Annotated in this window: 24 protein-coding genes; 8 read left to right on the top strand and 16 right to left on the bottom strand. The window is 42.3% G+C overall.

All coding sequences use genetic code 11. The features are described from left to right. The first annotated feature begins 1,581 nt into the window (after positions 1–1,581). Together nrdD and nrdG are read left to right on the top strand one after the other, a co-directional pair. The gene (nrdD, locus tag PR833_RS08205; protein WP_014657339.1) at positions 1,582–3,720 is read left to right on the top strand and encodes an anaerobic ribonucleoside-triphosphate reductase; all 2,139 of its coding nucleotides are present in this window, start codon (positions 1,582–1,584) and stop codon (positions 3,718–3,720) included. A gap of 4 nt (positions 3,721–3,724) precedes the next feature. Further along, the gene (gene nrdG, locus PR833_RS08210; RefSeq protein ID WP_014657338.1) at positions 3,725–4,189 is read left to right on the top strand and encodes an anaerobic ribonucleoside-triphosphate reductase-activating protein; all 465 of its coding nucleotides are present in this window, start codon (positions 3,725–3,727) and stop codon (positions 4,187–4,189) included. Here nrdG and PR833_RS08215 read toward each other — a convergent pair. Beyond that, on the bottom strand, positions 4,186–4,623 hold the full coding sequence (locus PR833_RS08215; RefSeq protein WP_004915855.1) for a YhbP family protein: 438 nt from the start codon (positions 4,621–4,623) through the stop codon (positions 4,186–4,188). The genes nrdG and PR833_RS08215 overlap by 4 nt on opposite strands. Positions 4,624–4,737: 114 nt before the next feature. Then, positions 4,738–4,989 carry a DUF1471 domain-containing protein gene (locus tag PR833_RS08220; RefSeq protein WP_004915853.1) on the bottom strand — a complete coding sequence of 84 codons (252 nt, stop codon included), beginning with the start codon at positions 4,987–4,989 and terminating at the stop codon, positions 4,738–4,740. Between the two features lie 296 nt (positions 4,990–5,285). On the opposite strand from PR833_RS08220, the gene PR833_RS08225 reads away from it, so the two are divergent. After that, positions 5,286–5,597, top strand: coding sequence for a GIY-YIG nuclease family protein (locus PR833_RS08225; RefSeq protein ID WP_036942694.1), 312 nt, complete (start codon positions 5,286–5,288; stop codon positions 5,595–5,597). Here PR833_RS08225 and PR833_RS08230 read toward each other — a convergent pair. Then, positions 5,570–6,073: a GNAT family N-acetyltransferase gene (locus PR833_RS08230; protein WP_036942691.1), complete on the bottom strand. Its 504-nt coding sequence runs from the start codon at positions 6,071–6,073 to the stop codon at positions 5,570–5,572. The two genes, PR833_RS08225 and PR833_RS08230, sit on opposite strands and share 28 nt — an antisense overlap. Continuing rightward, positions 6,067–6,591: a ubiquinone anaerobic biosynthesis accessory factor UbiT gene (ubiT, locus tag PR833_RS08235; protein ID WP_014657334.1), complete on the bottom strand. Its 525-nt coding sequence runs from the start codon at positions 6,589–6,591 to the stop codon at positions 6,067–6,069. Before ubiT ends, PR833_RS08230 begins: the two co-directional genes overlap by 7 nt. A 347-nt stretch (positions 6,592–6,938) precedes the next feature. Between ubiT and ubiU the strand changes: the two genes are divergently transcribed. Continuing rightward, the gene (ubiU, locus tag PR833_RS08240; RefSeq protein ID WP_004915849.1) at positions 6,939–7,934 is read left to right on the top strand and encodes a ubiquinone anaerobic biosynthesis protein UbiU; all 996 of its coding nucleotides are present in this window, start codon (positions 6,939–6,941) and stop codon (positions 7,932–7,934) included. Positions 7,935–7,947: 13 nt separating this feature from the next. After that, positions 7,948–8,823 (top strand): U32 family peptidase, encoded by an 876-nt coding sequence (locus PR833_RS08245; RefSeq protein WP_272526037.1) that lies wholly within the window; start codon positions 7,948–7,950, stop codon positions 8,821–8,823. Between the two features lie 138 nt (positions 8,824–8,961). Here the strand turns inward: PR833_RS08245 and PR833_RS08250 are convergent, their stop codons facing one another. The 6 genes from PR833_RS08250 to PR833_RS08275 all read right to left on the bottom strand — a co-directional run bounded on the left by PR833_RS08250 (position 8,962) and on the right by PR833_RS08275 (position 15,000). Beyond that, positions 8,962–10,158 carry a glutathionylspermidine synthase family protein gene (locus PR833_RS08250; protein WP_121874803.1) on the bottom strand — a complete coding sequence of 399 codons (1,197 nt, stop codon included), beginning with the start codon at positions 10,156–10,158 and terminating at the stop codon, positions 8,962–8,964. Positions 10,159–10,160: 2 nt separating this feature from the next. Continuing rightward, positions 10,161–10,889: a DUF1190 domain-containing protein gene (locus PR833_RS08255; RefSeq protein WP_004915846.1), complete on the bottom strand. Its 729-nt coding sequence runs from the start codon at positions 10,887–10,889 to the stop codon at positions 10,161–10,163. Positions 10,890–10,905: 16 nt separating this feature from the next. Continuing rightward, on the bottom strand, positions 10,906–11,313 hold the full coding sequence (locus PR833_RS08260) for a DUF350 domain-containing protein (RefSeq protein WP_004915844.1): 408 nt from the start codon (positions 11,311–11,313) through the stop codon (positions 10,906–10,908). A 404-nt stretch (positions 11,314–11,717) separates the two neighbouring features. Next, complete coding sequence (locus PR833_RS08265) at positions 11,718–12,875, bottom strand: ABC transporter permease (protein WP_004915840.1); 1,158 nt, start codon at positions 12,873–12,875, stop codon at positions 11,718–11,720. Then, the gene (locus tag PR833_RS08270) at positions 12,875–14,020 is read right to left on the bottom strand and encodes an ABC transporter permease (RefSeq protein WP_004915838.1); all 1,146 of its coding nucleotides are present in this window, start codon (positions 14,018–14,020) and stop codon (positions 12,875–12,877) included. The genes PR833_RS08265 and PR833_RS08270 overlap by 1 nt, the downstream gene beginning before the upstream one ends. Before the next feature lie 11 nt (positions 14,021–14,031). After that, on the bottom strand, positions 14,032–15,000 hold the full coding sequence (locus PR833_RS08275; protein ID WP_272526023.1) for an HlyD family secretion protein: 969 nt from the start codon (positions 14,998–15,000) through the stop codon (positions 14,032–14,034). A gap of 241 nt (positions 15,001–15,241) precedes the next feature. On the opposite strand from PR833_RS08275, the gene PR833_RS08280 reads away from it, so the two are divergent. The 3 genes from PR833_RS08280 (at position 15,242) to PR833_RS08290 (ending at position 18,129) form a co-directional block, all read left to right on the top strand. Next, the gene (locus PR833_RS08280; protein ID WP_004915834.1) at positions 15,242–16,927 is read left to right on the top strand and encodes a sensor histidine kinase; all 1,686 of its coding nucleotides are present in this window, start codon (positions 15,242–15,244) and stop codon (positions 16,925–16,927) included. Between the two features lie 15 nt (positions 16,928–16,942). Then, the gene (gene btsR, locus PR833_RS08285) at positions 16,943–17,659 is read left to right on the top strand and encodes a two-component system response regulator BtsR (RefSeq protein WP_014657331.1); all 717 of its coding nucleotides are present in this window, start codon (positions 16,943–16,945) and stop codon (positions 17,657–17,659) included. A 95-nt stretch (positions 17,660–17,754) separates the two neighbouring features. Next, complete coding sequence (locus PR833_RS08290; RefSeq protein WP_004915826.1) at positions 17,755–18,129, top strand: YjaA family stress response protein; 375 nt, start codon at positions 17,755–17,757, stop codon at positions 18,127–18,129. A gap of 115 nt (positions 18,130–18,244) precedes the next feature. Here PR833_RS08290 and PR833_RS08295 read toward each other — a convergent pair whose 3' ends face one another. From PR833_RS08295 to rbfA, 6 genes are all read right to left on the bottom strand, one after another. Continuing rightward, complete coding sequence (locus PR833_RS08295) at positions 18,245–20,113, bottom strand: DEAD/DEAH family ATP-dependent RNA helicase (RefSeq protein ID WP_272526024.1); 1,869 nt, start codon at positions 20,111–20,113, stop codon at positions 18,245–18,247. A 169-nt stretch (positions 20,114–20,282) separates the two neighbouring features. Continuing rightward, positions 20,283–21,200, bottom strand: coding sequence for a lipoprotein NlpI (gene nlpI, locus PR833_RS08300; RefSeq protein ID WP_004915819.1), 918 nt, complete (start codon positions 21,198–21,200; stop codon positions 20,283–20,285). A gap of 78 nt (positions 21,201–21,278) precedes the next feature. Then, positions 21,279–23,402: a polyribonucleotide nucleotidyltransferase gene (pnp, locus tag PR833_RS08305; protein WP_014657328.1), complete on the bottom strand. Its 2,124-nt coding sequence runs from the start codon at positions 23,400–23,402 to the stop codon at positions 21,279–21,281. 280 nt (positions 23,403–23,682) lie between these two features. Beyond that, positions 23,683–23,952 carry a 30S ribosomal protein S15 gene (gene rpsO, locus PR833_RS08310; protein ID WP_004915813.1) on the bottom strand — a complete coding sequence of 90 codons (270 nt, stop codon included), beginning with the start codon at positions 23,950–23,952 and terminating at the stop codon, positions 23,683–23,685. 122 nt (positions 23,953–24,074) lie between these two features. Further along, positions 24,075–25,019, bottom strand: a complete 945-nt coding sequence (truB, locus tag PR833_RS08315; protein WP_014657327.1) for a tRNA pseudouridine(55) synthase TruB — start codon at positions 25,017–25,019, stop codon at positions 24,075–24,077. Then, the gene (rbfA, locus tag PR833_RS08320; RefSeq protein ID WP_014657326.1) at positions 25,019–25,429 is read right to left on the bottom strand and encodes a 30S ribosome-binding factor RbfA; all 411 of its coding nucleotides are present in this window, start codon (positions 25,427–25,429) and stop codon (positions 25,019–25,021) included. The genes truB and rbfA overlap by 1 nt, the downstream gene beginning before the upstream one ends. Between the last annotated feature and the right edge of the window lie 82 nt (positions 25,430–25,511).

Raw genomic sequence — 25,511 nt, forward strand, 5'->3', positions numbered from 1 at the left:
TATATATAATCTTAAAATAGAATTAATTAATTTGACATTTTGCCGTCATAGTTAACCATGACTGAACAGAATAAATTCTGTTAGATTTCCCCGAAAATGTTGAGCATAGTATCCGGAATTAAAATATTAATTACTGATTTCATCGGCTTAAAATAGGAGAAACATCTAACATTTAATTATTAACATTCCGTGAAATAATTACACTAACTTATTTTATTTAAACAATCTCAATATTTATATTTAATGAATTTTTATTGCCATATTAAATTTAGTTTCTCAAATAAAAATTCATAAAATAAAACTATTATTTTGATATTTTTGAAATAATAAATTGATGGCGAATATAGAACCAACCCCATTTAGAGTAAATACGTTTTTAACGATAAGTCTCCATATTTCGATAGGTGATAACTATTAAATATTTGTTATTAATGGCATCGACATAACCAAATATTAATTTGGTTCCTATATATCAATGGATTACAATAAATCATGATAATCAAAATCATATAAATCTCCAAACAATGTCTTATTCTTAATGAGAGTATGTTGATTTTATTTAACGCTATTTTCATTTTGTTACATATTTAATTATTTTGATATTTTTATAAGAGATATAGCTTTATTTTTTTCAATAATAAAACAAAAAACCTCAATATTGCTTATTTTTTGGCGCCATTAAAAAATAGAAAAAATACTCATAAACTTAGACACACTCTAAGAACACCCATAATAAACATAGGTGTAACCCATTAAATACAATATAACTCACCTTAATTACTCATTAAATGCGTTATCGATTTTCGCTATTAAATTTATTTAATGATAATTTATTGTTTTTTAACAGTGAAATAAAAATATTACTCATCATCGCATATCAGCGCTCTTTAAATGCCAACAATACCCTTATCAAAGCCCTATCCTCAAAATCTTCACCGACTCAAATCCTCCATCGACAATACGACTAATCGATTATCAACTGGATATTAATATCCAGAGCCACGCCTATGCTCTGATAATGGTCAACAAAATAATTTGGCCCGCAGTTTTGCTGGCCACTTTGCCTATATAACCCGCCAAATCTTGTCAGAAATGCGCTAGCTCTTGAACGGCAAAAAGTGGGAAATATGGCTTCTTCCGCGGGAAAGAGCATAAGCCAGTTCAGGGGGAGCGTGATATTCCATTCATCCAATGATGATGGCATAGGAGAGTCTCATTTAAGTTGCCAATTGCAGTAATGACACAACTTAGGTCACCGTTCGATATATCTCGCTGTTGGAAAGAACCATTTGTTCGAAAACCTATCACGTGCTCAAGGTTGCCATCATCCTAAATAATTAGGGGCGTTTTTATTTTTCATCTCCTCCGCTTTTGATATTCATACAATTTATTTTTTTCCTTGTTGTGGATCAAATTATCGATAGCTAAAAAAGAGCAATAAACTATATATTGTGCTTTAATTACATAATCAAACACTACATATAGTATTTATTCACAGTTTTATCCACATTCCCTTCGCACATGCAGCGGAAACTTATCGCTAGGTTTAAGGTTGTGGATAACTCAACAAGGAGCATTTCAGTGAAAACGGTTGTGATTAAACGAGATGGTTGCCAAGTGAACTTTGACTTCCAAAGAATTCAAGAGGCAATAAAACGTGCATCAGCGGCTGTGAATATTCAGGATGATGACTATTGCCTTCAAGTTGCTACAACGGTCACAGAGCAACTTGGCAACCGTGAAAAAGTCGATATTCGAGAGATCCAAGACGCCGTTGAAAATCAACTAATGTCAGGCCCTTATAAAGACCTCGCTCGAGCCTATATTGAATATCGCCATGATAGGGATAGTGCTCGCGAAAAACGCAGCCAGCTTACCCATGATATTCGCGGCCTTATCGAACAAAGCAACGTTTCACTGCTTAATGAAAATGCCAATAAAGACAGTAAAGTGATCCCGACTCAACGTGATTTACTTGCTGGTATTGTGGCTAAGCACTATGCCAAACAACATATTTTGCCTCGTGATGTCGTTATCGCTCATGAACGAGGAGAAATACACTATCACGACCTTGATTATGCCCCCTTTTTCCCGATGTTTAACTGTATGTTGATCGATCTTGAAGGCATGCTTACGCAAGGGTTTAAAATGGGCAATGCAGAGATCGAACCACCAAAATCAATTTCAACAGCAACCGCCGTGACTGCACAAATCATTGCGCAAGTTGCTAGCCATATTTATGGTGGTACGACGATTAATCGCATCGATGAAATTCTGGCTCCTTATGTACGCATCAGCTATGAAAAACATCTTAAAACGGCTGAAACGTGGGGGATCAATGATGCTCAAGGTTATGCTGACTGCCAAACAGAAAAAGAGTGCTATGATGCTTTCCAATCCCTAGAATATGAAGTCAATACATTGCATACCGCGAATGGGCAAACCCCCTTTGTCACCTTTGGTTTTGGTCTTGGCACCTCGAAAGAAGCGCGCTTAATCCAACAATCCATCTTGAAAAATCGTATTGCAGGTTTAGGCAAAAATCGTAAAACAGCCGTATTCCCTAAATTGGTCTTTGCTATTAAAAAAGGGTTAAACCACCAATTTGGTGATCCTAACTATGATATCAAACAGTTAGCCCTTGAATGTGCTAGCAAGCGCATGTACCCCGATATCCTTAATTATGACCAAGTTGTTAAAGTGACCGGATCGTTTAAAACCCCCATGGGCTGCCGTAGCTTCTTAGGGGTCTACGAAGAAGCGGGGCAACAAATTCATGATGGTCGCAATAATTTAGGGGTGATCAGCCTTAATTTGCCTCGCATTGCCATTGAAGCACAAGGCAATGAAGACGCATTTTGGCAACTGTTAGAAGCACGTTTATCTATTGCTAAAAAAGCCCTTATGACACGGATCGCACGCCTTGAAAACGTCAAAGCACGTGTCGCGCCAATTCTCTATATGGAGGGGGCTTGCGGTGTAAGATTAGCCGCTGATGATAGCGTTGCAGAAATCTTTAAAAAGGGTCGAGCCTCAATTTCGCTCGGCTATATCGGGCTACATGAGACCATCAATGCACTATTTGGTACGCAAAACCATGTTTACGACAGTGAGCACTTAAGGGAAAAAGCCATCGCGATTGTTAACCGCCTACGCCAAGCAACAGATGAGTGGAAAGCAGAAACTGGCTATGGTTTTAGCCTGTACAGTACACCTAGTGAAAACTTATGTGATCGTTTTTGCCGCCTTGATACTGCTGAATTTGGCGTAATAGCTGGTGTGACAGACAAAGGCTACTACACAAATAGCTTCCATCTTGATGTTGAAAAACGCGTGAACCCATACGACAAAATAGACTTTGAACAGCCTTACCCTGCCATCGCAAATGGGGGCTTTATCTGCTATGGCGAGTATCCTAATTTGCAGCATAACCTCAAAGCGCTCGAAGATGTTTGGGATTACAGTTATGAGCATGTTCCATATTATGGAACAAATACGCCCATAGACGAATGTTATGAGTGTGGATTTACGGGTGAGTTTAACTGTACCAGTAAAGGCTTTGTTTGCCCTCGTTGTGGTAACCATGATACTAACCGTGTCTCAGTGATCCGCCGAGTATGTGGTTACCTTGGCAGCCCTGATGCACGCCCATTTAATGCAGGCAAGCAAGAAGAAGTGAAGCGACGTATCAAACACCTAGGTAATGGGCAGTTAGGTTAATAGTATGAATTATCATCAATATTACCCTGTTGATGTCGTGAATGGTCCAGGCACGCGTTGCACACTGTTCGTCTCAGGATGTGTTCATCAATGCCGAGGATGTTATAACCAAAGCACATGGCGCCTCGATTCCGGTATTCCATTCACTCAGGAAATGGAAGATAGGATCATTCAAGACTTACAAGATACCCGTATCCGTCGGCAAGGTTTATCCCTTTCCGGCGGGGATCCACTACATCCCGCTAACTTATCAGCGATCTTTCAGTTGGTTAAACGTGTAAAAACCGTTTGTCCAGATAAAGACATTTGGCTATGGACAGGCTATCAATTTGCCGAACTGACCGCCGAGCAACATAAGGTGGTGAGTTTGATCAATGTACTGGTTGATGGGAAATTTGTAAAAGCGCTGCATGACCCCGCGTTACTTTGGCGAGGAAGCAGTAATCAAGTGATCCATAAATTACGCTAGCGATTTCTAGACCAATAGAGCTTGCTGCCAAAACCCAATTTATTATTGACCATTTTGACTTCTTGTAACTCCAAACGCCATACAGGCAGTTTTGCCGTCAATGCCACAGGGAAGCGACGACAATAAAATTGATGGGCTTGCTGTCGTAAGCTCCCATCCAGCGCTATCACTTGCCCAATAAATTGTAGCCCTTGGATTTGGCTAACCACTTTCGTTTGGGCAGAGACAGTCCCTGCGACGTGAGGATTTTCAGTCATCAGTTGACCATGGCGTGAAGCAGGATCGGTCATAAAGAATAAACTCATCGACTTAGCATCAAATGCATAATAACAACTGGCAGGCCAGATATCATTGCCGTGGCAAGTAAATAGAGAAAAGACGTGTTGGCGAGAAAAGTAACGTTGGATATGTTGTAAGGCGTGTTCATCATTCATAGCAAAAGCCCATATTGACCGTTCAGAACACGCTCTTTGAATATGTACATCCTATCGCTGAGCGTGCTTAAGCTGTTCTGAACGTTTGGTATTACATTTGCTAGGTACTATAAATTATTTATAGATTGCAGCAACACCATTCATTGAGTTTTCACCGCCAGCTGAGATAACACGGAATGAAGTTGCACCAGCTTCATCAGCTTTTTTGGCTAACTTTTCAGTCAGGTCATTAACACTAACAGCACCTGATACAGAAACATAACCCGCAGCTGGTTGGCTAGAATGTTGAACTTCTTCAGCAGCCATTGAACCAAATGAAATAGCACTTAAAGCCAAAGTTGCAGCGACTAATGTTGATTTTTTCATAATGTTTTCCTCATTGTATATTCATTTTTATCAGGGATTTTTGTTCTCCCCCTGTGATATGGATCATATTATGCTCTTTTAGTTACGATGAAAATTAGCTAATTTTGCTGTTATAGTTCAAATATTTTGAATCAAAACCACGCTTTAGGTTACAAATTTATGACTTTAATGTGTCATTTTTTATTTATAATTTAATAAGTTATGGCTATCCTTGTTCGCGAGATTTTTAGTCTATTTATGAATTATTTCCCCTTAAATTTCAGCACAGAAAGTCAAAAATAGGGCAACAAAATAAAATGTCTACGCAGAAAAACTGGTACATTTACCTAATTAGAGAGAAAAATAACAGGTTATATTGTGGAATCACCACAGATGTCTCGCGCCGCTTTACCCAACATAAAGAGGGAAAAGGCGCAAAAGCATTGAAGGGGAAAATGCCGCTCACGCTAGTATTTGATTGTTTAGCCGGGGATCGCGCTACCGCGTCAAGATTGGAATATCAGATAAAACAACTGAGTAAAGCCGCCAAAGAAAGGCTGGTTATTGACCAGCCCATTAATATCCTTGATTACTTAATGCATCAGAATACATCAAAGTGTGAAGAGTAAGTCACCTGCCCTTTGTGATCACTCAAGCTGCCATTTTCTAGCCCACAAATCATAAAATGCTCTTGCAATTCAGGCCACTGGCTGAAAACTTCATATTTTGAGGCAGGTTCAAAGCCAAAACGGCGGTAATAGTTGCTATCTCCTAATACCACAACCGCACCATAGCCAAACTCATTAAGACTATCTAGCCCTTCATAAATAAGTTGCCCACCAATGCCTTGTTTTTGGTGCGCTTTACTCACTGCAAGCGGTGCAAGGCCAACCCATTGAACGTCTTCATTGTTGACATCGACAGGTGTAAAGCCGACATAACCGATCACTTCGCCGTTGTCATTCGTGGCAACAACACCCAGAGTCAATAAGCCGTCTTCTCGTAGCTTTTGTACCAGATCGGCTTCTGCTTCCGTCGGGAAAGTGTCACGCAGTAACTTATCGATCCCCATAGCATCGACAGGAATTTCAACACGAATTAGCATGAGGCAACCACGGAGCCTTTATGCTCTGTGTCCTCATTTTGTTGAGTCGTTTTAATCAAGTCGGCCAATTGTAGTAATGCAAAACGCAGGGGTGTCGGCATATTGTCTAGCTCAAAAGCATCCATAAGGTTTTTTACATACAGCCCTAATTCGGTGTCACCTTCAATGACCAAACGGCGCTGAAAAAACAGCGTATCAGGATCTTCTTTACGCGCCGCGATAAGGATCAAGTCATTGGCTGTAGCACAGACACTGACATCGGCTTGCTCTTGATTACGCACAATTAACATGCCATTTTGCAAACTAATGAACCAGACTAAATCAAGGTCACTGACTTCAACTTTCAGCCATTTCCCTTCGAGAAAATCCAATTCCCCTTCTTTGACCGATTCACGAAACTGCCAGCTCAGTAACTGCTCAAGTACTTGACGCTGCACTGCAAATGGGGTCACTTTTAAAGGTAACTTCAATAATGAAGGCCCTTTTGAAATAAGTTGAGAACGAATTTTAGCTAACACAGCACTGACTCCCGTATCAATTGCCTGCCCGTTAAATACACACCCCAGCATCAGCTACGGCCTCTCGGTAGCAAATCAGTATTAGAACAGGCATTTATATCGACATACTCAATAATAGAATAGTCCTATCATGCCAGAGAAAATAAGTACTCACTTGATCCTATATCAAGGTTTACACTTCTCGCCAGCATTTATTTTTTATTATGCCAAAAAGCTCATGGAGTCATGACCTCATAAGCCACAAAAACAGATAGCCAACAGCCAATTCAATGCCTTAAATCAAAATTTACATCGCATGAGTTGACTAGAATGCTAAGTTGTCGAAAATTTAAACTGGAACAGATACCATGGAATTACTCTGCCCAGCAGGCAACTTACCGGCCCTTAAAGCCGCTGTCGATAACGGTGCCGATGCGGTTTATATTGGCTTGAAAAATGATACTAACGCACGCCATTTTGCTGGACTCAACTTTACTGAAAAAAAATTGCAAGAAGCAGAGCGCTACATACATCAACATCAGCGTAAACTTCATATTGCTATCAATACATTTGCTCACCCAGATGGCTTTCAACGTTGGAAAGATTCGGTCGATCTTGCGGCTTCGCTAGGGGCTGATGCCCTGATCCTTGCCGATCTCGCGATGCTTGAGTATGCTGCACACCGATACCCTCATATTGAACGTCATGTCTCCGTTCAAGCTTCAGCAACCAACACCGAAGCGATTCGCTTTTATGCCCGCAATTTTAATGTTCATCGGATTGTACTGCCTCGGGTTCTATCTATTCATCAAGTCAAACAACTCGCTAAAAGTAGCCCTGTCCCCTTAGAAGTCTTTGCTTTTGGTAGCCTATGTATTATGGCGGAAGGACGCTGCTATCTCTCTTCCTATTTAACGGGTGAATCCCCCAATACTGTTGGGGCATGCTCGCCCGCGCGTTTCGTTCGTTGGCAACAAACGCCTCATGGCATGGAGTCACGCTTAAATGAAGTGCTTATTGATCGCTACCAAAGTCATGAAAATGCAGGCTACCCCACTCTCTGTAAAGGGCGTTATTTGGTGGATGACCATCGATATCATGTACTCGAAGAGCCAACTAGCCTCAATACCATCGAATTACTACCAGACCTAATGGCGGCGAATATCGCCTCGGTCAAAATTGAAGGCCGCCAGCGCAGCCCTGCTTACGTCACCGAAGTGACACGCATCTGGCGAAAAGCTATCGATACATATCATGCAAACCCAGAGCAATTTATTGCAGATCCACAATGGATAAAAGTACTGGGTGGGCTTTCTGAAGGCAGCCAAACCACATTAGGCGCTTATCATCGTAAATGGCAATAATAAGGAATAGATGATGAAGTATGCATTAGGGTCAGTTCTTTATTACTGGCCTAAACAAGAGCTATATGATTTTTATCAGCAAGCAGCACAAAGTGAAGCCGATATTATTTATCTTGGTGAGACGGTTTGTAGCAAGCGCCGTGAAATGAAGCCGGCTGATTGGATTGAATTAGCAAAAACGCTAGCGCTAAGTGGCAAGCAGATTATCTTAAGTACATTAGCGCTATTGCAGGCACCTTCCGAACTTAAAGAAATGAGTAAACTCGTTGATAATGGCGATTTTTTGGTTGAAGCCCATGACTTTGGTGTCGTCAATATGCTCACTGAGCGCCATCTTCCTTTTATTGCTGGTCATGGTTTGAATTGTTATAACGCACAGACCCTCAATATATTATTACGCCAAGGCATGCAGCGTTGGTGTATGCCTGTAGAGCTTTCTCGTGACTGGTTGATCAATTTACTCAATCAATGCGATGAATTGGGGATACGTGGCAAATTTGAAGTAGAAGTGATGAGTTATGGTCATTTACCGCTGGCCTACTCTGCTCGCTGTTTTACTGCCCGTTCAGAAAATCGTGCCAAAGATGATTGTGAAACTTGCTGCATTCACTATCCTCAGGGGCGAAAGGTGTTCTCTCAAGAACAACAGCAAGTGTTTACTCTCAACGGGTTACAGACACAAAGTGGCTATTGCTACAACCTAGGTAATGAGCAAACATCTATGATTGATTTGGTTGATATTGTACGTATTTCGCCGGAGAACATTGAGTCTCTAGACATATTGGAGCAATTTAAAGCGAATCAAACCGGAGAAGCGCCACTGGTCATCAATGACAAGAGTTGTAATGGTTATTGGAGGCAAGTGGCAGGATTAGAAATGCTGCCTTAGCCGCAATATCAATCAGCGCCATTGGATAAAAAGCGGGAGCAAACACCAGCTTCCCGCTGTGTATTCATCCTAAAGCATCTCATTGATTTTATTTTTGAAAAATGAATAAATTGCACGGTTCACAGCATTACCTCACACTCACTCATTCATAATATAGTGAGGAACAAACCTAGAAGTATCTTTTGTGATTAAAGAGTTATCTTCACGTATACCTATCCCTGCTGGGGCATCCCCCACCACCCAGCTCCCAATTAAAGTGTAGTCATTACCGAATTTAGGCAAAAAAGCACTCGCCTGATAAATTCTAGGCTCCTGAGCATACATCCCTAATTCTTGCGTGATCACTTCTTGCTCATTATTAAAAAATAATGAAACATTAGCGCCTTCCCGTGAAAATAATGGCTTTGTCGTAAACCCTTGCCACGCTTTCCCCATATCCTGTTTTAATTTTCCCACAATATCGCTCTGCTCATCCGCAAAATAGGCAGGAAGTAAGTTAGGGTGATTAGGAAAAAAACGCCATAATAACGGTAATAGTCCTTTATTACTTAAAATGGATTTCCATAAAGGTTCTACCCATTCTGTTCGTTCACTACGTAGTACCGGACCATAATCATCTTGGAACATCCATTCATATGGATATAATTTAAAGCCTTGGTGAATAATTTGATCTTGTAAATCCGTAAAAACACCACCTAAGCCTAATCCGATGTCTTCCACATAAATAAATTGTGTCTGTAGCCCTGCTTGACGCGCACAATCTTCCAAATATAAAACAGTTCCTCTATCTTCAATGGAGCCTTCACAGCAACAAAAATAAAAAGGGTGCTCATTGCGCCACAATAAAAAACGCTGGATAAGCTTTTCCTGTATCGAATTAAATTGATCGGCATTTGCAGGAAGCATACCTCTATCTGTCATGTCAGATAACCATTGCCATTGAAAAAATGCCGATTCATAAAGTGATGTCGGGGTATCTGCATTATATTCCAGCAACTTTGCAGGCTGATATCCATTCCATGAAAAATCCATTCGCCCATACAGTGATGATTTATTATTTCGCCAACTATTTGCAATCGCATCCCAATATAATTCAGGTATGGCTAATGCTTCTAAAATACGTTCATCATTGATAGCAGAATTGACTACTTCTAAGCACATTTGGTGCAACTCTTCGGTTGGGTCTTCGATGCCAGATTCAATTTGCGCTAATGTAAAACAATAAGCATGCGATTCATCCCAATAAATTTCATTGTCGATAATATGGAAGTCAAAACCATAATCTTGCGTAATTCGCACTAAATCTTCGCGTGGCTTTACAGGTATTCGTAACATAATTAACCACCTCTACTCCCCGATTTATGCCCAAAGCCCCCTCTTGATGTTGTTTTAGTCGAATTATTACTATATTTCGCAGGCTTTAGCCTATTCGAACCATCAGCAACCCATTTATCGGATGAACCTAGCTCATGATAAATATTCGGTTCATTTTTAGCGCGATAAAATGGACGAACTCGTGAAAAATAGTAATGAGAGCCTGAGTAAGAGCTGGTTGTATGACTACTACTTGCTGGCTGCGGAAATTCATTAAGCGCAAAACCAGCCAATTTGGGGCCATAAACATCACGCTGTATGCTATCGCAATATTCTGGCTTTGATTGTAATAAGCATTGCTGATATTCTCTTATATTAAGGGCACGATGAACTAAAACACAGTTATCTTTCCCATAATGATATTCACAATCAACTAATCGATTGTAAATCGCCATGCTTCTATTCAATTCTTGTTGTGCTTCTTCTTGTTTTTGTTTACAAAAAGAGTTGGTATAACCTGCAAGCTCACAATCATTAAGCCCCTTGAAAATCGTTATTTTGGGTGTTGGTGATTCGTCACTGCAACTGCGTAACCCCAAAAAAACGGCTCCTCCCATAATTGCCAACGTAAGTATATTAGCGCCTTTGCGTGGTTCATCTTTTACATCAAGGCCAATACGCTTTAATTCAGGCCCCTCTTGAGCCTTATTATACTTACGCTGTTTTCTTTTGATTTTATTTTTATTTTTCATAGAACATCATTATTCATTAATAGCTCATGCTTACTGCATTCAAAATACCAAATCCAAGTGATGTTCCACCTAAAAAGAGGCCTGCGGATATATTATTTTGCTCTATTTTTTCACTGATTTTTGGCATATAGATTTTTGTTGCGCCAAGAACAAGCAATTGAACTAATAATGCAATAACACCCCATATTATACAGTCAAGAATACTAATAGAATGAGAAATCGCACTCGATAACGGAGTGATATAACCTAGCATCGCACCAATAAATGCAAGGCCAGCGGCGGTATTATTCTGTTTAATTAATACCCATTCATTATGACGCGATATACGTGTATAAATAAAGAGGAATGCAAGTACCATAACAGCACCAATTGCAAAATAACTAATAAAGGAGAGTAGAGCAGAAAGTATAGCTGTAAAATCCATGAAATTATATTTCCGTGAAAAAGGAATAAATGTAGCTTAACCTTTTTCAAAAATAAAGAGATTATAAATAATTCAGTGCATTTTACTTTTATCTAGAGACTATGATCTAATGATTCATTTTTTACTGAGCATGATAGAGTAGTAGTATCAAATAAGTCGCTTTATTAATAATAGAATAACTGCATGAGGTCTAAACGATTAATTGATGATGACAATCCTGTCACGAATAAACCAATAATGGATTTTTCTTATCTAATGTTAAAAATACTTATATTTAAGTAAGAATACCAAACAGATAAAGATAATAATATTGAGAGCAAAATGATTAGTGGTGTTGCAGCTGGCTACCACCAACTGCCATCGTTTTTTATTTTCTGACAATCAAACACGCCAGAAGAATAATATTAATTATGATGTTGTTTACGCCAACGATGAATAATATGAGAAATCTGACGTAATTCACCATCACGCAACATGCCAATTAAGACACCAATTACGGTATAAATCACACCGAGCACTAACATCATCACAATATCCATCAAGACGCCACTAAAAGGTAGCCCCATTTGATTGATACCCGCCATGGCACTCGTTGCCCATGTTGATGGTAAAGCCGAAGCAATCATTCGTACCCATTCAGGCATGGCTTGTAAGGGCCATATCGTACCGGACATGTAAAAGACAGGTGTTGTAATAAACGCTAATGTCAGATAAATCATCTCGACACTACGCAAACACTCAGTGACCAACTTCCCTAACCCAATTACGGCAAGCAAGAAGGGAAAAGTGAGCATCCACAATTGATACAATGGCGCCTCTTGACGATAGCCTAAGATCCACGGCCATAATGCAAAAAAGACGGTCGATAAAAATAGCCAGATCGGTATCAAGGCCGATAGCGCCCCCAAATACACCGCTAATGGTGGTTTACCTTTCGGTGTACCGCGGATAGCAATACTCACGCGAACACAAGCAATCAGCAAGGAGTGTTGTAACAACATCACTAACAACCCAGGAAACACAATCGCGGCAAAGCTTACACCCGGGTTATATAACGGCTCTGTTAAACTACGTATTGGTGTAATAATGACGTTCGCTTGCTCTTGACTAAATCCTGAGTTGATGAGTAATTGGGTGTTATAGCTATTTAATAACGTTTGATACGCACTCATTAGCTCTTGCTGGATCTGACCACTTGCTAAACGGTTTGTCGCATCACCATAAACGGGGATAGTGATATTTTTCCCATTTAGCAGGAATTTTTCAAAGTCTGTCGGGATAATAATAATGGCAAAAAGCTGCCGATTAATCATATCCTTACGAGCTTGTTCCAAATTGTCATAGCTGTGTAATTTAACTTTAGGCGCCGCATCCAAATCGCGGATAAGTGCCCGACTTGCCACACTATGATCCTGATCGATGACTGCAACAGGCAGATCCCACAAGACGGGTTTCGCATACACCAAACTCATCACACACAGTGAAACGATCAATAATAACCACATTGGCTTATCTAACATGCCAATCAGCACCTTACGGAAAGTCGCAAAATACATTTGCATTACAGCTCCCCTCCTTGTGCCGCAATACGTTTCGGCAAGCGCTTACGGATCAAAAATGCCGTCACTATTGGATAAATCAGCAAAAATAGACACACTTCCACAATACGTTTAAATGAGATCTCACGTAGGAAAATATCAAACATCGCATTGAGTGTATGAGTTAATGGCTCGATATTGGAAATAATCTGCGCAGGTAAAATCATGGATAATTCCGGTACAGCCATACCGGAGAAAGCGAGTGCAATACTCACTAGCATCCCTATCAAGCTGTAAGCCATAATCGCACTTGAAGTAAAGCTAAATAGCAGTAGCCCAATACTTTGTGCCGCTATTACATAGAAAAAGCCCACCATTATCATATAGAGGGGATTCCCCACAACCTTAGCATCAAAAATACTGACCAAAGCCGCAAGTTCAACCACTAACAGTGTCGTAAAAAATAGCGTATAAGGAGCCATTTTCCCTAAGACCGCCATACCGAAAGGCTTCACGCTTTGTAAGATAGAACTACGTGATAATGTGTAAATCGTACAGGTCACCACAAACAGTTGTAGCATATGAATGGTAGCCGCAAATTGCTGATAATAAATATAACTACCACTAGGGTTAAATAAACTGTCATAAGAGAGGGTCACTTGAGCGAGCGGTGGTAATGCTTTCCCCATCGAACCTGCCAACTGAGTTCGATATTTGGCATTTAGCTCAGCCACCAGCCCACTAAAGTCTTGGATTGCATAGCTCCCTGACGCATAAAACAGCGCGTTATAGTACATGCGTAGCTCAGGTTGACGCCCCCGTAATGCATCGGCCTCAAAATTAGTCGGCACGTACAGCAGCGCATAATCCTGTGCACTGGCTAATCGTTTTAACGATGTATTAAGATTATTATCAATCGCTTTAACGTCAGCATGGGGTCCAGCATTGAGATCCCGGATAATTTGTCGGGAAACGGGGCTTCTGTCATTATCCACCACTGAAACAGGCAAATCCATCAACGTTCCTTCTGAGAAGTTAGCACTAACTAACGTGAATAACATTAATGGAAACAACCAGCTTAACCAGTGAAAAACCGGACTACGAATAGCGGCTTGTGTTTCTCGACTGAATGCATGCTCAAAACCATGCCAAGCGAATTTTAATCTCATACTCGCGCCTTTTATTTATCCCAGCGCCATAGCACGCTCATTCCAGGCCTTAAGCCGTCAACAGGCTCTACTGGATACAAACGAACCTCAAAGGTTTTCAAGTCAAAATCCCCTGTTGCACGTGTTGCCCTTTTTGTTGCGTAATCCCCTTTTGGCGCAATATAACGCACCTCAGCTTCGATTTTTTTATCGCCTAATGCAGGCACATCAAGCTGAACTCTATCGCCTTTTTTCACATCGACAAGAATGTCTTCACGTAAGTTATAGATAAAGTAAGACTGCGGTATACGCACCATGGTCAAAAGCGGGCTGCCCGCATTGAAAATTTCCCCTACTTCTGCGGGAATTGGACCGATTTCCCCATCCACTGGCGCTTTCACTTGTAAATCATCTAATTGGACTTGAAGCTCCGCGAGTTTTTGTTCAGCTTCATTCAGCGCCGCCTCATATTTTTGACGCAATTCAATGCGATCACCATTCTTAGCTTCTTCAAGCTGCGCTTTTGCCCCTTGAACTTGCTGAAAAGCAACTTCTTTCGCTTTACGCGCATTATCAAGCTCATTGGCTGAAACATAGCCTTTAGCCGATAAATTACTTAAGCGTTGGTATTCACGAGACGCATTTTGGTATTGTGAATTGGCTTGTGCCAATGAGGCTTGCAGGTGACGGATCGTCTCTTCGCGAGTGCCATGGAGCGATTGTGCTAACTGTGCCTTTGCTTGATCTCTTGCGGCTTTCAAGGCAGCGTATTGCGCTGTTAGCTCAGGGCTTTCTAAGGTCAATAATAACTGCCCCTTTTTAACATCATCCCCACGCTCAACATGACGCTCAATAACACGACCTTTAGCCTTAGATGTGACCATGACTTCGGGTGCATCAACTTCACCTTGTAATAGCAAAAATTGATTGTGAGAATGGAAAAGTGCCGCCGCTATCAAAATCAGCATCAACAAAATCAGTGCTATTGTTCTTTTTTTCATTATTAGTAAAACCCTAAATAATCACGGAGGAAACTATGGCTATAAAATTATCGCAGTAATTGCCGATACAGCGTTAATAAATTTGTGCGCAAGGTCACAAATAGAAGGGGGATATATAATATTGAAGTGACTTGCCCCTTATGTCAAATAAAGAAAAGTTAACTTTGACCAAATCGCTATTATCAAATCAGCCGCTTACGTTACAATTGCCCTGTTAAGACGCCACCAACTGGAAACCTTTATGTACGAGTTTGATCTCATTCTGCTACTACTACAGCAGATGTGCGTTTATTTGGTCATTGCATGGGCGCTCAGTAAAACCCCCCTTGTTATTCCATTATTAAAAGTGACCATTCGCTTACCCCATAAAGTGATGTGCTATCTCATTTTCTCGGTTTTCTGCATCATGGGAACCTATTTTGGGTTACACATTAACGACTCAATAGCAAATACACGCGCCATTGGCTCTGTCCTTGGTGGATTACTTGGTGGCCCCGCGGTTGGGTTTGCTGTTGGCTTCACGGGAGGATTACACCGTTACTCACTCGGCGGCATGACCGCCTTCAGTTGTATGGTCTCCACCATCGTGGAAGGGCTAATTGGTGGCTTAGTCCACCGCTACTATATGAAACGCGGTCAGATCAATAAAATATTTAATCCTCTCACCGCCAGTTGCGTTACCTTTGTGGCCGAAATTATTCAGATGCTGATCATCCTATTACTTGCCCGCCCTTTCGGCGAAGCACTGGAACTGGTCAAAAGTATTGCCGCCCCGATGGTCATTGCCAACACGATTGGTGCCGCGATGTTTATTCGGATTTTACTCGATCGCCGCGCTATCGTAGAAAAATACACAACCGCATTCTCCGCACAGGCCCTAAAAATAGCCCTCTGCACAGATGGTATTTTACGTAAAGGTTTCAATACCGATAACAGTATGAAAGTGGCTAAAATTATCTATCAAGAGCTAGAAATTGGTGCGGTCGCCATCACCGATAGAGAAAAAATATTAGCTTTTATTGGGATAGGAGCCGATCACCATTGCCCCGGAACCCCCATAGCTTCAGAACAATCGCGCCGAGCAATTGATAATAACGAGGTGGTGTATGCCGATGGTAATGAAACCCCCTATAAATGTTCGTTAAGCCCAACATGTAAGCTCGGGTCTGCACTGGTGATCCCACTTAGGGGAGAGAACGAACGCGTTATTGGTACAATTAAACTGTATGAGGCCAAAAACCGTTTATTTAGCTCTATCAACCGTACATTGGGTGAAGGCATTGCGAGTCTATTTTCGGCACAAATCCTTGCTGGGCAATATGAACGCAATAAACAATCATTACTACAATCCGAAGTGAAGCTACTTCACGCGCAAGTAAACCCTCACTTCTTATTTAATGTCCTCAATACGCTACAAGCCGTTATTCGCAGAGACAGCCAACAAGCGGGTCAGCTAGTGCAATATATTTCCACCTTCTTTCGTAATAACCTTAAGCGTCCGGAACAAAATGCAACGCTTGGCGAAGAGTTAGAGCATGTAAATGCTTACTTACAAATTGAGAAAGCACGCTTTTGTGAGAAATTACAGATAGAGCTGGATATCCCTGAAGCATTAAGACAAGTAGAGTTACCTGCCTTTTCCCTACAACCGATCGTTGAAAATGCAATTAAACACGGCACCTCACAGTTATTAGACACTGGATATATTACAATTAGAAGTTATATACGCTGTGAACAGGTTTATATTGAGATAGAAGATAATGCAGGTCTTTATCAACCCACAGCTCAGAACGATGGATTAGGCATGAGCCTAGTTGATAAACGTCTACGCCTAAAATATGGCGAACAATATGGCGTTAGCGTGGAATATGAACCTGAACAGTTTACGCGAGTGCAATTACGTCTGCCTTATAGGCTAACAGAATAAAATGATTAAATTTCTATGAATGTATTGATTGTTGATGATGAACCACTTGCGCGGGAAAATGTACGCTGTTTGTTGGAAGAGCATGATGATATTGAAATTATGGATGAGTGTGCCAATGCCATTGAGGCGATCAGTGTTATCCATAAAAAGAAGCCCGATGTCGTGTTTCTTGATATTCAGATGCCACGTATTACGGGCCTTGAAATGGTACGCATGCTCGACCCTGAAGATAGGCCTTATATTGTCTTTCTAACTGCATTTAATGAATTTGCCATACAAGCCTTTGAAGAACATGCTTTTGATTACTTATTAAAACCATTAGAGAGTGAAAGGCTAAATAAAACACTAACCCGTCTACGCCAAGGCAAGCAAAAACAAGATCTCGAGATCCTAAGTGACCATGAACCACTCAAATTTATTCCTTGTACTGGTCACAGTCGTATTTGGCTGATGAAGTTGGACGAAGTGCAGTATGTGACCTCGCGGATGAGTGGTGTTTATGTGATGAGCACGCAAGGTCAAGAGGGCTTCACCGAACTGACACTGAGAACGCTAGAGTTACGCACACCTTTGGTCCGTTGCCATCGCCAGTATTTGGTGAACATGACAGAATTAAGTGAGATTTTGTTTGGTGACAATGGGCAAGCAGAGCTCGTTTTAAGGTCGGGCGAACATATTCCTGTCAGCCGTCGTTACTTAAAACCACTAAAAGAAGCGCTGGGGATCATTTAATGTGCCATACTGACTCTAAATAATTTGCGTTGTCGCTAGGCGACAAGTCAACATACTGCAACTTGGCGGATAACGAGTTTATAAGGAGATCACACATGGCGGACTTCTATTTACAACTTCGCACTAACTCAATGACTTTAAAAAACCTAAAGACCCATGAGGAGTACACCGCCGAAGGGGAGTTCTCATCTTCTCGGTTAATTGTCGGAGATTTCTACGTCGCCCAAAGCCTCCTAATACAGCTTATTGATGCAATGAAACTCAGTATTCGCCTTCCTTTAACCCCTCATCACCGCATTGTTATACAAGCCTTAGAAAAAAATGAAGGTGGACTAAGCCCCGTTGAAGTCAGGTTATTAGAAGAAATTACCGTTACGGCGTTTAATCATAAACTGAAAAAAGTGATTGTCAGCCATGACGAATTACCCATGCCACAAAGGCAAGCGGAAGAATTATTAGATAATAAATAGTGTTATTACCTACCGTGTTAGAACAGCATAAAAAAACCGCTCCATTAATTTGAAGCGGTTTTTTCACAATTTAAGTCGTGCTTCCTAAATAGAAACACTCGGTAAATGTGTGTAATTAAGCATTATGGCTGGTGCTACGGCGGCGCGGAGCTGCCGAGTTGTGATCTTCATTACGACCACGTCCGTTACCACGATGGCCACCACGACGATTGCCACCCTCACGGTCGTTGCGACGCTCACCATTAAAGCCACCGTCACGGCGTGAACCACCACGACGCTCACGACGGTCAAACGGCTGTGCATCACCAATTAATTGCATTTGCATTGGTTTATTCAAAATGCGTGCACGGCTTAAGTGAGTTAACACTTCGGTTGGCATGCCTTTTGGTAGCTCAATCGTTGAGTGAGAGCCAAACAGCTTGATATTACCAATATAACGGCTGCTAATATCCGCTTCATTGGCAATCGCCCCTACAATGTGGCGCACTTCTACGCCATCATCACGGCCGACTTCGATGCGATACATTTCCATATCGCCAACATCACGGCGCTCACGACGACCACTACGATCACCACGCTCTGCACGGTCAAAGCCATTGCCATTACGATCACGACGGCGATCATCACGGTCATTGAATTCACGACGTGGGCGACGCGGTGCATCTGGTGGCAGAATAAGTGCACGCTCACCTTGAGCCATTTTTAGCAATGCGGCGGCCAATGTTTCCATATCAACATCTTCTGACGGTGACAGTTTCTTTAACAGCGCGCGGTATTGGTCTAAGTCACTGCTTTCAAATTGCTGTTGGATTTTTTCAGCAAATTTCGCCTGACGACGTTCACTTAGCAATTGTGAATCTGGCAGTTCAACTTCAGGGATCGTTAGCTTCATGGTGCGTTCAACGTTACGCAGCAAACGACGCTCACGGTTCTCTACGAACAAGAGTGCACGGCCAGCACGCCCTGCACGGCCAGTACGACCGATACGGTGAACATAAGACTCTGCATCCATTGGGATGTCATAGTTAACGACTAAGCTAATACGGTCAACATCAAGACCACGAGCAGCAACGTCAGTGGCGATCAAAATATCCAAACGACCGTCTTTTAAACGTTCTAGCGTTTGTTCACGTAGCGCTTGGTTCATATCACCGTTCAATGCAGCACTGTTATAACCGTTGCGCTCGAGCGCTTCTGCCACTTCCAGCGTTGCATTCTTTGTACGAACAAAAATAATTGCTGCGTCAAAATCTTCGGCTTCTAAGAAACGAACCAGAGCCTCATTTTTGCGCATGCCGTAAACAGTCCAATAGCTTTGAGCAATATCTGGACGTGTTGTAATGCTAGCCTGAATACGAATTTCTTTAGGCTCTTTCATGAAACGGCGTGTTATACGACGAATTGGTTCTGGCATCGTCGCTGAAAACAGCGCTGTTTGATGCTCTGCTGGGATTTGGCTCATGATGTTTTCAACATCTTCAATAAAGCCCATACGCAGCATTTCATCAGCTTCATCCAGTACTAAGCCTTTCAATTTAGACAGGTCTAATGTACCGCGTTTCAGATGATCAAGCAGACGCCCAGGCGTTCCCACAACAACTTGTGGCCCTTGGCGCAAAGCACGCAATTGCACGTCGTAACGCTGGCCACCATATAGGGCCACCACGTTAACACGGCTCATGTGTTTAGAAAAATCGCCCATCGCTTCAGCAACCTGAACCGCCAACTCACGTGTTGGGGCTAGGACTAGAATTTGCGGAGCTTTTAAATCTGGATCAATGTTGTGCAGTAGCGGCAGACTAAAGGCTGCGGTTTTACCGCTCCCCGTCTGTGCCATACCCAACACATCATTACCGTCCATTAACAATGGAATACATTGTTTTTGGATCGGAGAAGGTTTTTCATATCCCAGGTCGTTTAGTGCAGTCAAAATAGACGCTGATAAACCTAAATCAGCGAAAGAGATATCAGTCTCGGTGGTCATGTAAAGGTGCCTCATACTTAATGGCGGCCAGTTTACATAACCGTGCGAAAATCATTTCGGTCATTTTCATTTAAAATGTGAACTGGCTCAAATTGTGTTATTAAACGAACAAATAGGCCGTCACCCCGAAGGATGATGACTCAAAAAATAGTGATGAAATGTTCGTCAGCTATTGCTGGCCCGATTCTAAAAGGTCGTCTTGTTCTTGGCCTAACAGCGCCAATTCCAACAATGCATAGCGGTGTTCAACAAAGCTATGAGCGTTGTTAGCCACCGTCAGTTTGAATAACGCAGTTGCGCTATCCTTATCCCCCAGACTTAGGTAATGCTTACCTAAATAGAAGTTAGTTTCACTGAGATGCTCAGCGAGCGAAGTGTTATCCGTAGAAGTTTCTTTCAAGCGCTCCATCAATGTGTTTTCACTGATTTTGCCAAGGTAAAACTCTACGATATTCCAGCCCCATAGCCCTTTCTCCGCACGGTCATAACGAGCTGCAAGATTATCTTGCGCCACTCGCGGGTCTATGTCTTTCTCAACGAGATAAAGCCATAGCGTGCGAAAAGGATCATTTGGATCTATCTGATAATACGCCAGCAGATCATCTTGCGCTAGTTTGTACCGACCACCGTAATATAATGCGATGCCGCGGTTCATACGCGCGAAAGTGTAAGTTGGATCAAGCTCTAATACAGAATCAAACGCTTCATAGGCGGCATCATAGTTGCCAGCCTGCGTAAAATATATTCCTAAAAAGTTAAAAATTTCAGGAATATCAGGGCGAATCGCTAACGCCGTTGAAAAATCATTGCGCGCTAACGCCCTCAAACCGAGACTATCATACAACACTCCGCGCTCATATAAAAGCTGAGCGTATTCGTCATCGGTTAAAGATCGGCTCGCAAGGATTTGTTCCATACGAGCCAATATTACTTCTTGTTGTAATGAAGGTTGCAGAGGAACAGCAAATACCTCGTTTTTACGCCAATCTTTACTGCTGCATCCAATGAGCACAAAAAAGATAAGCGCAGAGACCACACGAGTAAACGTGCTTAAGCCCCTAAACCGAAGACAGATACTATTCAGCATACTCCGCCCTTACATTACCACTATTTCAGCAAATTACGGCTATGCGCCCTAACTTATAGGGCGCTGCTTAGATTCAGCCTATTCTGCTGAGTCCTGCTGCTGTGCTGGAGTTTCTTCAGTCGCAACAGCTTCTTTCATGCTCAGGCGGATACGGCCTTGACGGTCGATTTCCAACACCTTAACAGGAACTTCTTGACCCATTTGCAGATAGTCAGTCACTTTCTCAACACGCTTATCGGCGATTTGAGAAATATGCACTAAGCCTTCTTTACCACCACCGATAGCAACGAACGCACCAAAGTCAACGATACGAGTAACTTTACCTTGGTAAACACGGCCGACTTCGACTTCAGCAGTAATTTCTTCGATACGACGGATAGCTTCTTTTGCTTTCAAGCCATCAGTTGCAGCAATTTTCACTGTACCATCATCTTCAATTTCGATTGTAGTGCCAGTTTCTTCTGTCAGCGCACGGATAACCGAACCACCTTTACCGATAACATCTTTAATCTTATCTGGATTAATGCGGATAGTGTGAATACGTGGTGCAAATTCAGAAATATCATCACGAGGGCTGTTAATCGCTTGTTCCATTGTACCTAGGATGTGCAGACGAGCACCTTTTGCTTGGTTCAATGCAACTTGCATGATTTCGCGAGTAATACCTTCGATTTTAATATCCATTTGCAGTGCGCTGATACCATCACGGCTACCTGCGACTTTAAAGTCCATATCGCCTAAATGGTCTTCATCACCAAGGATGTCAGAAAGTACGACGAAATCATCGCCTTCTTTAACCAGACCCATAGCAATACCAGCAACCGCTGCTTTAATTGGTACACCTGCATCCATCAGTGCTAAAGAAGCACCACAAACCGACGCCATTGATGATGAACCGTTTGATTCAGTGATTTCAGATACAACACGAACAGTGTATGGGAAATCAGCATGATCAGGCATGACCGCCATCACACCGCGTTTCGCTAAACGACCATGACCAATTTCACGACGCTTAGGCGAACCAACCATACCTGTTTCACCAACAGAGTATGGAGGGAAGTTATAGTGGAACAAGAAGCGATCAGTATATTCGCCCATTAACTGGTCAATAACCTGTGCATCACGTTCAGTACCCAGTGTTGCAGTGACTAATGCCTGAGTTTCACCACGGGTAAATAGCGCAGAACCGTGAGTACGTGGCAGAACGCTAGTGCGTACATCCAGCGCACGAACCATGTCTTTTTCACGACCATCAATACGTGGCTCACCACGAATGACACGGCTACGAACAACTTGTTTTTCTAGGTTCGCTAGAATGTCAGCAACTTCAGCTACGTCGACATTTTCATCTTCAGCCACGATTGCTGCTGTGACTTCTTCTTTGATCAGGTCAACTTGCTCATAACGCTCTTGTTTTTCAGTGATACGATAAGCATCACCCATACGGCTTTCAGCCAGCGCTGCAACTTTATCACGTAAAGCTTGGTTAACTGGCTCTGGTTGCCAATCCCATTTTTCTTTACCTGCTTCTTTAACTAACTCATTGATTTCTTGAATCACGATTTGTTGTTGATCATGACCAAAAACAACGGCACCCAGCATTTGCTCTTCGCTTAACAGATCCGCTTCTGACTCAACCATCAGAACTGCACTTTCTGTTCCTGCTACCACTAAATCAAGGCGGCTTAATTTTAGCTCATCTGCTGTTGGGTTCAGAACATATTGGTCATTGATAAAACCAACACGTGCCGCACCAATTGGGCCATTAAAAGGAACACCAGACAACGCCAATGCAGCCGATGCACCGATCATAGCAACAATATCTGGGTTAACTTGTGGGTTAACAGAAACAACGGTTGCGATGATTTGGATTTCGTTCAGGAAACCTTCTGGGAACAGAGGGCGTAATGGGCGGTCAATAAGACGCGCGATCAGCGTTTCACCTTCACCAGGGCGGCCTTCACGACGGAAGAAACTGCCTGGAATACGACCAGCAGCATAAGAGCGCTCTTGGTAGTTAACGGTCAGAGGGAAGAAGTCTTGGCCTTCTTTAACTTTTTTCTGAGCAACCGCGGTCACGAAAACGGCTGTATCATCCATGTTTACCATAACAGCGGCAGTCGCTTGACGCGCTATCATGCCGGTTTCAATGGATACGGTATGTTGACCGTATTGAAATTTGCGTACGATAGGATTTAACAAAATAGTACCCTTTATTTTAGGCCACTCGACTCTCTCTCGTGGCATTGGCTTTCTCTTCCTAACTACAGCCTCGCGACTAATGAGAAGACAGATATTCAAATGATCAATTTTCTCATTAGCCGCGCGAATCGGTGTAGCTGAAGAGGCGTTAATAAAACAATTAATTACGAATCATAGCTTAGCATTTAAGTTAAGTATAATTCGAGTCTTACTTCAACTTTAAATATAACTTTTAGAAGAAAAGGGGCCATTAGGCCCCTTTCCACTGAAACTGACTCGATTAACGACGCAGACCCAGACGCTCGATAAGAGCGGTGTAACGCGCGATATCTTTGCTTTTCAGATAAGCTTGCAATCTACGACGCTGAGCAACCATACGCAGCAGACCACGACGGCTGTGGTGATCTTTTTTGTGCTCTGCAAAGTGGCTTTGCAGATGGTTGATTTGAGCGGTCAACAAAGCGATTTGCACTTCGCTTGAACCAGTGTCGTTAGCATCGCGGCCGAATTCAGCAACGATTTTTGCTTTAGCTTCAGTACTTAGAGACATATTAAACTCCAAATGTATAAATGTATGTAATGAGAGCCAATCTCTAATTTAGCATCTCACAGATTAAGCGCCGCTATTCTACGCTGCTTATAGTCGCAAAGCAATAAGTGCCGCCATGCGGATTATTCATTTTCAACAACTAAACGCCGAGGAGCAACCCGCATATCTTCACTGATCAACGCAATGCCAATAAAACGTTCAGCAGTACCACAAGTCACGCGAACCATGGTGCCTTCCGCTAATTGACCAATATTCGCCCTAACAGGCTGGCCCTGCTTAAAGTATGCCGCCGTTTCTTCTGTCAAATTAACGGCAGGAAAATGCACCACCGCAGTATCCATCGGCAACAATAAAGGGTCGAGCAGCGATTCAAAAGTGCCATTGCCTTCATCAACTTGCGCTCTTAATGCGGCGAGCTGCTCTAATGTCACCATCCGCGCATAAGGGTAGTTTGCTACCTGCAAGCGTCGTAGGTAAATGACATGTGCACCACAACCTAACATCTCACCTAAATCGTCAATAATGGTACGAATATAAGTACCTTTAGAGCAGTGAATTTCCAGTTCCAGTTCATTATTTTCTAAACGAATAAACTGTAACTCATACACTGTGATAGGCCGTGCTTCCCGCTCAACGGTGATCCCTTTACGCGCATACTCATACAAAGGTTTCCCTTGATGTTTTAGTGCCGAATACATTGATGGCACTTGCAATGTATCACCACGAAAATGCGCTAATGCCTCATCAAGCTGAGCTTGTGTAAACTCAACGTTACGCTCACTGATGATTTGACCATGGGAATCCGAAGTGTCAGTACGTTGTCCTAGACGGGCAATCACACGATAACGCTTGTCTGAGTCGAGTAAAAATTGAGAAAACTTGGTTGCTTCACCGAGACAAACAGGGAGCATCCCTGTTGCAAGTGGATCTAACGCTCCCGTGTGACCCGCTTTATTTGCATTGAAGAAGCGCCGCACTTTTTGCAGCGCATCGTTTGAAGAAATATCAGTGGGTTTATCCAGCAGCAAAACGCCATGTATGTCACGGCCGCTACGACGACGCCCCATTATTTTTCCTCTTTATCATCCGCGTTCGCACGACGCATTTCATCATTACGAATAACATTGGAAACTAAGTTAGACATACGCATACCGTCAACCAATGAGCTATCGTAAGAGAACGTTAACTCTGGAATAACGCGTAAACGCATCGCTTTTCCTAGCAAAGAACGAATAAAGCCAGAAGCTTCATTGAGCGCTTTAATGCCATCTTGAACCATTTGAGACTCATGTTCTTCATGAGAAATGTTAAGGAAAGTCACGAAAACTTTACCATAAGCCAAGTCTCTTGATAGCTCGACACCTGAAACAGTTGCCATGCCAATGCGGGGATCTTTAACTTCACGCTGCAAGATAATCGCAATTTCTTTTTGCATTTCTTGGGCTACGCGCTGAGAACGACTAAATTCTCTTGCCATCGTTATATCTCCTGACATTTTGGGGGGCTATTGCCCCCCAATAAATACAAAGCTATGGATACCCGCGATAAGCGATATGCCC

The organism is Providencia sp. PROV189 (genome assembly GCF_028480065.1).
In the GTDB taxonomy this organism is placed as follows: domain Bacteria; phylum Pseudomonadota; class Gammaproteobacteria; order Enterobacterales; family Enterobacteriaceae; genus Providencia; species Providencia stuartii.

Bases quoted from the DNA above. Each gene is read 5' to 3' on its own strand.
- nrdG (WP_014657338.1), top strand. From the start codon at position 3,725: ATGAATTATCATCAATATTACCCTGTTGATGTCGTGAATGGTCCAGGC.
- PR833_RS08215 (WP_004915855.1), bottom strand. From the start codon at position 4,623: ATGAATGATGAACACGCCTTACAACATATCCAACGTTACTTTTCTCGC.
- PR833_RS08220 (WP_004915853.1), bottom strand. From the start codon at position 4,989: ATGAAAAAATCAACATTAGTCGCTGCAACTTTGGCTTTAAGTGCTATT.
- PR833_RS08225 (WP_036942694.1), top strand. From the start codon at position 5,286: ATGTCTACGCAGAAAAACTGGTACATTTACCTAATTAGAGAGAAAAAT.
- PR833_RS08230 (WP_036942691.1), bottom strand. From the start codon at position 6,073: ATGCTAATTCGTGTTGAAATTCCTGTCGATGCTATGGGGATCGATAAG.
- ubiU (WP_004915849.1), top strand. From the start codon at position 6,939: ATGGAATTACTCTGCCCAGCAGGCAACTTACCGGCCCTTAAAGCCGCT.
- PR833_RS08245 (WP_272526037.1), top strand. From the start codon at position 7,948: ATGAAGTATGCATTAGGGTCAGTTCTTTATTACTGGCCTAAACAAGAG.
- PR833_RS08250 (WP_121874803.1), bottom strand. From the start codon at position 10,158: ATGTTACGAATACCTGTAAAGCCACGCGAAGATTTAGTGCGAATTACG.
- PR833_RS08255 (WP_004915846.1), bottom strand. From the start codon at position 10,889: ATGAAAAATAAAAATAAAATCAAAAGAAAACAGCGTAAGTATAATAAG.
- PR833_RS08260 (WP_004915844.1), bottom strand. From the start codon at position 11,313: ATGGATTTTACAGCTATACTTTCTGCTCTACTCTCCTTTATTAGTTAT.
- PR833_RS08265 (WP_004915840.1), bottom strand. From the start codon at position 12,875: ATGCAAATGTATTTTGCGACTTTCCGTAAGGTGCTGATTGGCATGTTA.
- PR833_RS08270 (WP_004915838.1), bottom strand. From the start codon at position 14,020: ATGAGATTAAAATTCGCTTGGCATGGTTTTGAGCATGCATTCAGTCGA.
- PR833_RS08275 (WP_272526023.1), bottom strand. From the start codon at position 15,000: ATGAAAAAAAGAACAATAGCACTGATTTTGTTGATGCTGATTTTGATA.
- PR833_RS08280 (WP_004915834.1), top strand. From the start codon at position 15,242: ATGTACGAGTTTGATCTCATTCTGCTACTACTACAGCAGATGTGCGTT.
- btsR (WP_014657331.1), top strand. From the start codon at position 16,943: ATGAATGTATTGATTGTTGATGATGAACCACTTGCGCGGGAAAATGTA.
- PR833_RS08290 (WP_004915826.1), top strand. From the start codon at position 17,755: ATGGCGGACTTCTATTTACAACTTCGCACTAACTCAATGACTTTAAAA.
- PR833_RS08295 (WP_272526024.1), bottom strand. From the start codon at position 20,113: ATGACCACCGAGACTGATATCTCTTTCGCTGATTTAGGTTTATCAGCG.
- nlpI (WP_004915819.1), bottom strand. From the start codon at position 21,200: ATGCTGAATAGTATCTGTCTTCGGTTTAGGGGCTTAAGCACGTTTACT.
- rpsO (WP_004915813.1), bottom strand. From the start codon at position 23,952: ATGTCTCTAAGTACTGAAGCTAAAGCAAAAATCGTTGCTGAATTCGGC.
- truB (WP_014657327.1), bottom strand. From the start codon at position 25,019: ATGGGGCGTCGTCGTAGCGGCCGTGACATACATGGCGTTTTGCTGCTG.
- rbfA (WP_014657326.1), bottom strand. From the start codon at position 25,429: ATGGCAAGAGAATTTAGTCGTTCTCAGCGCGTAGCCCAAGAAATGCAA.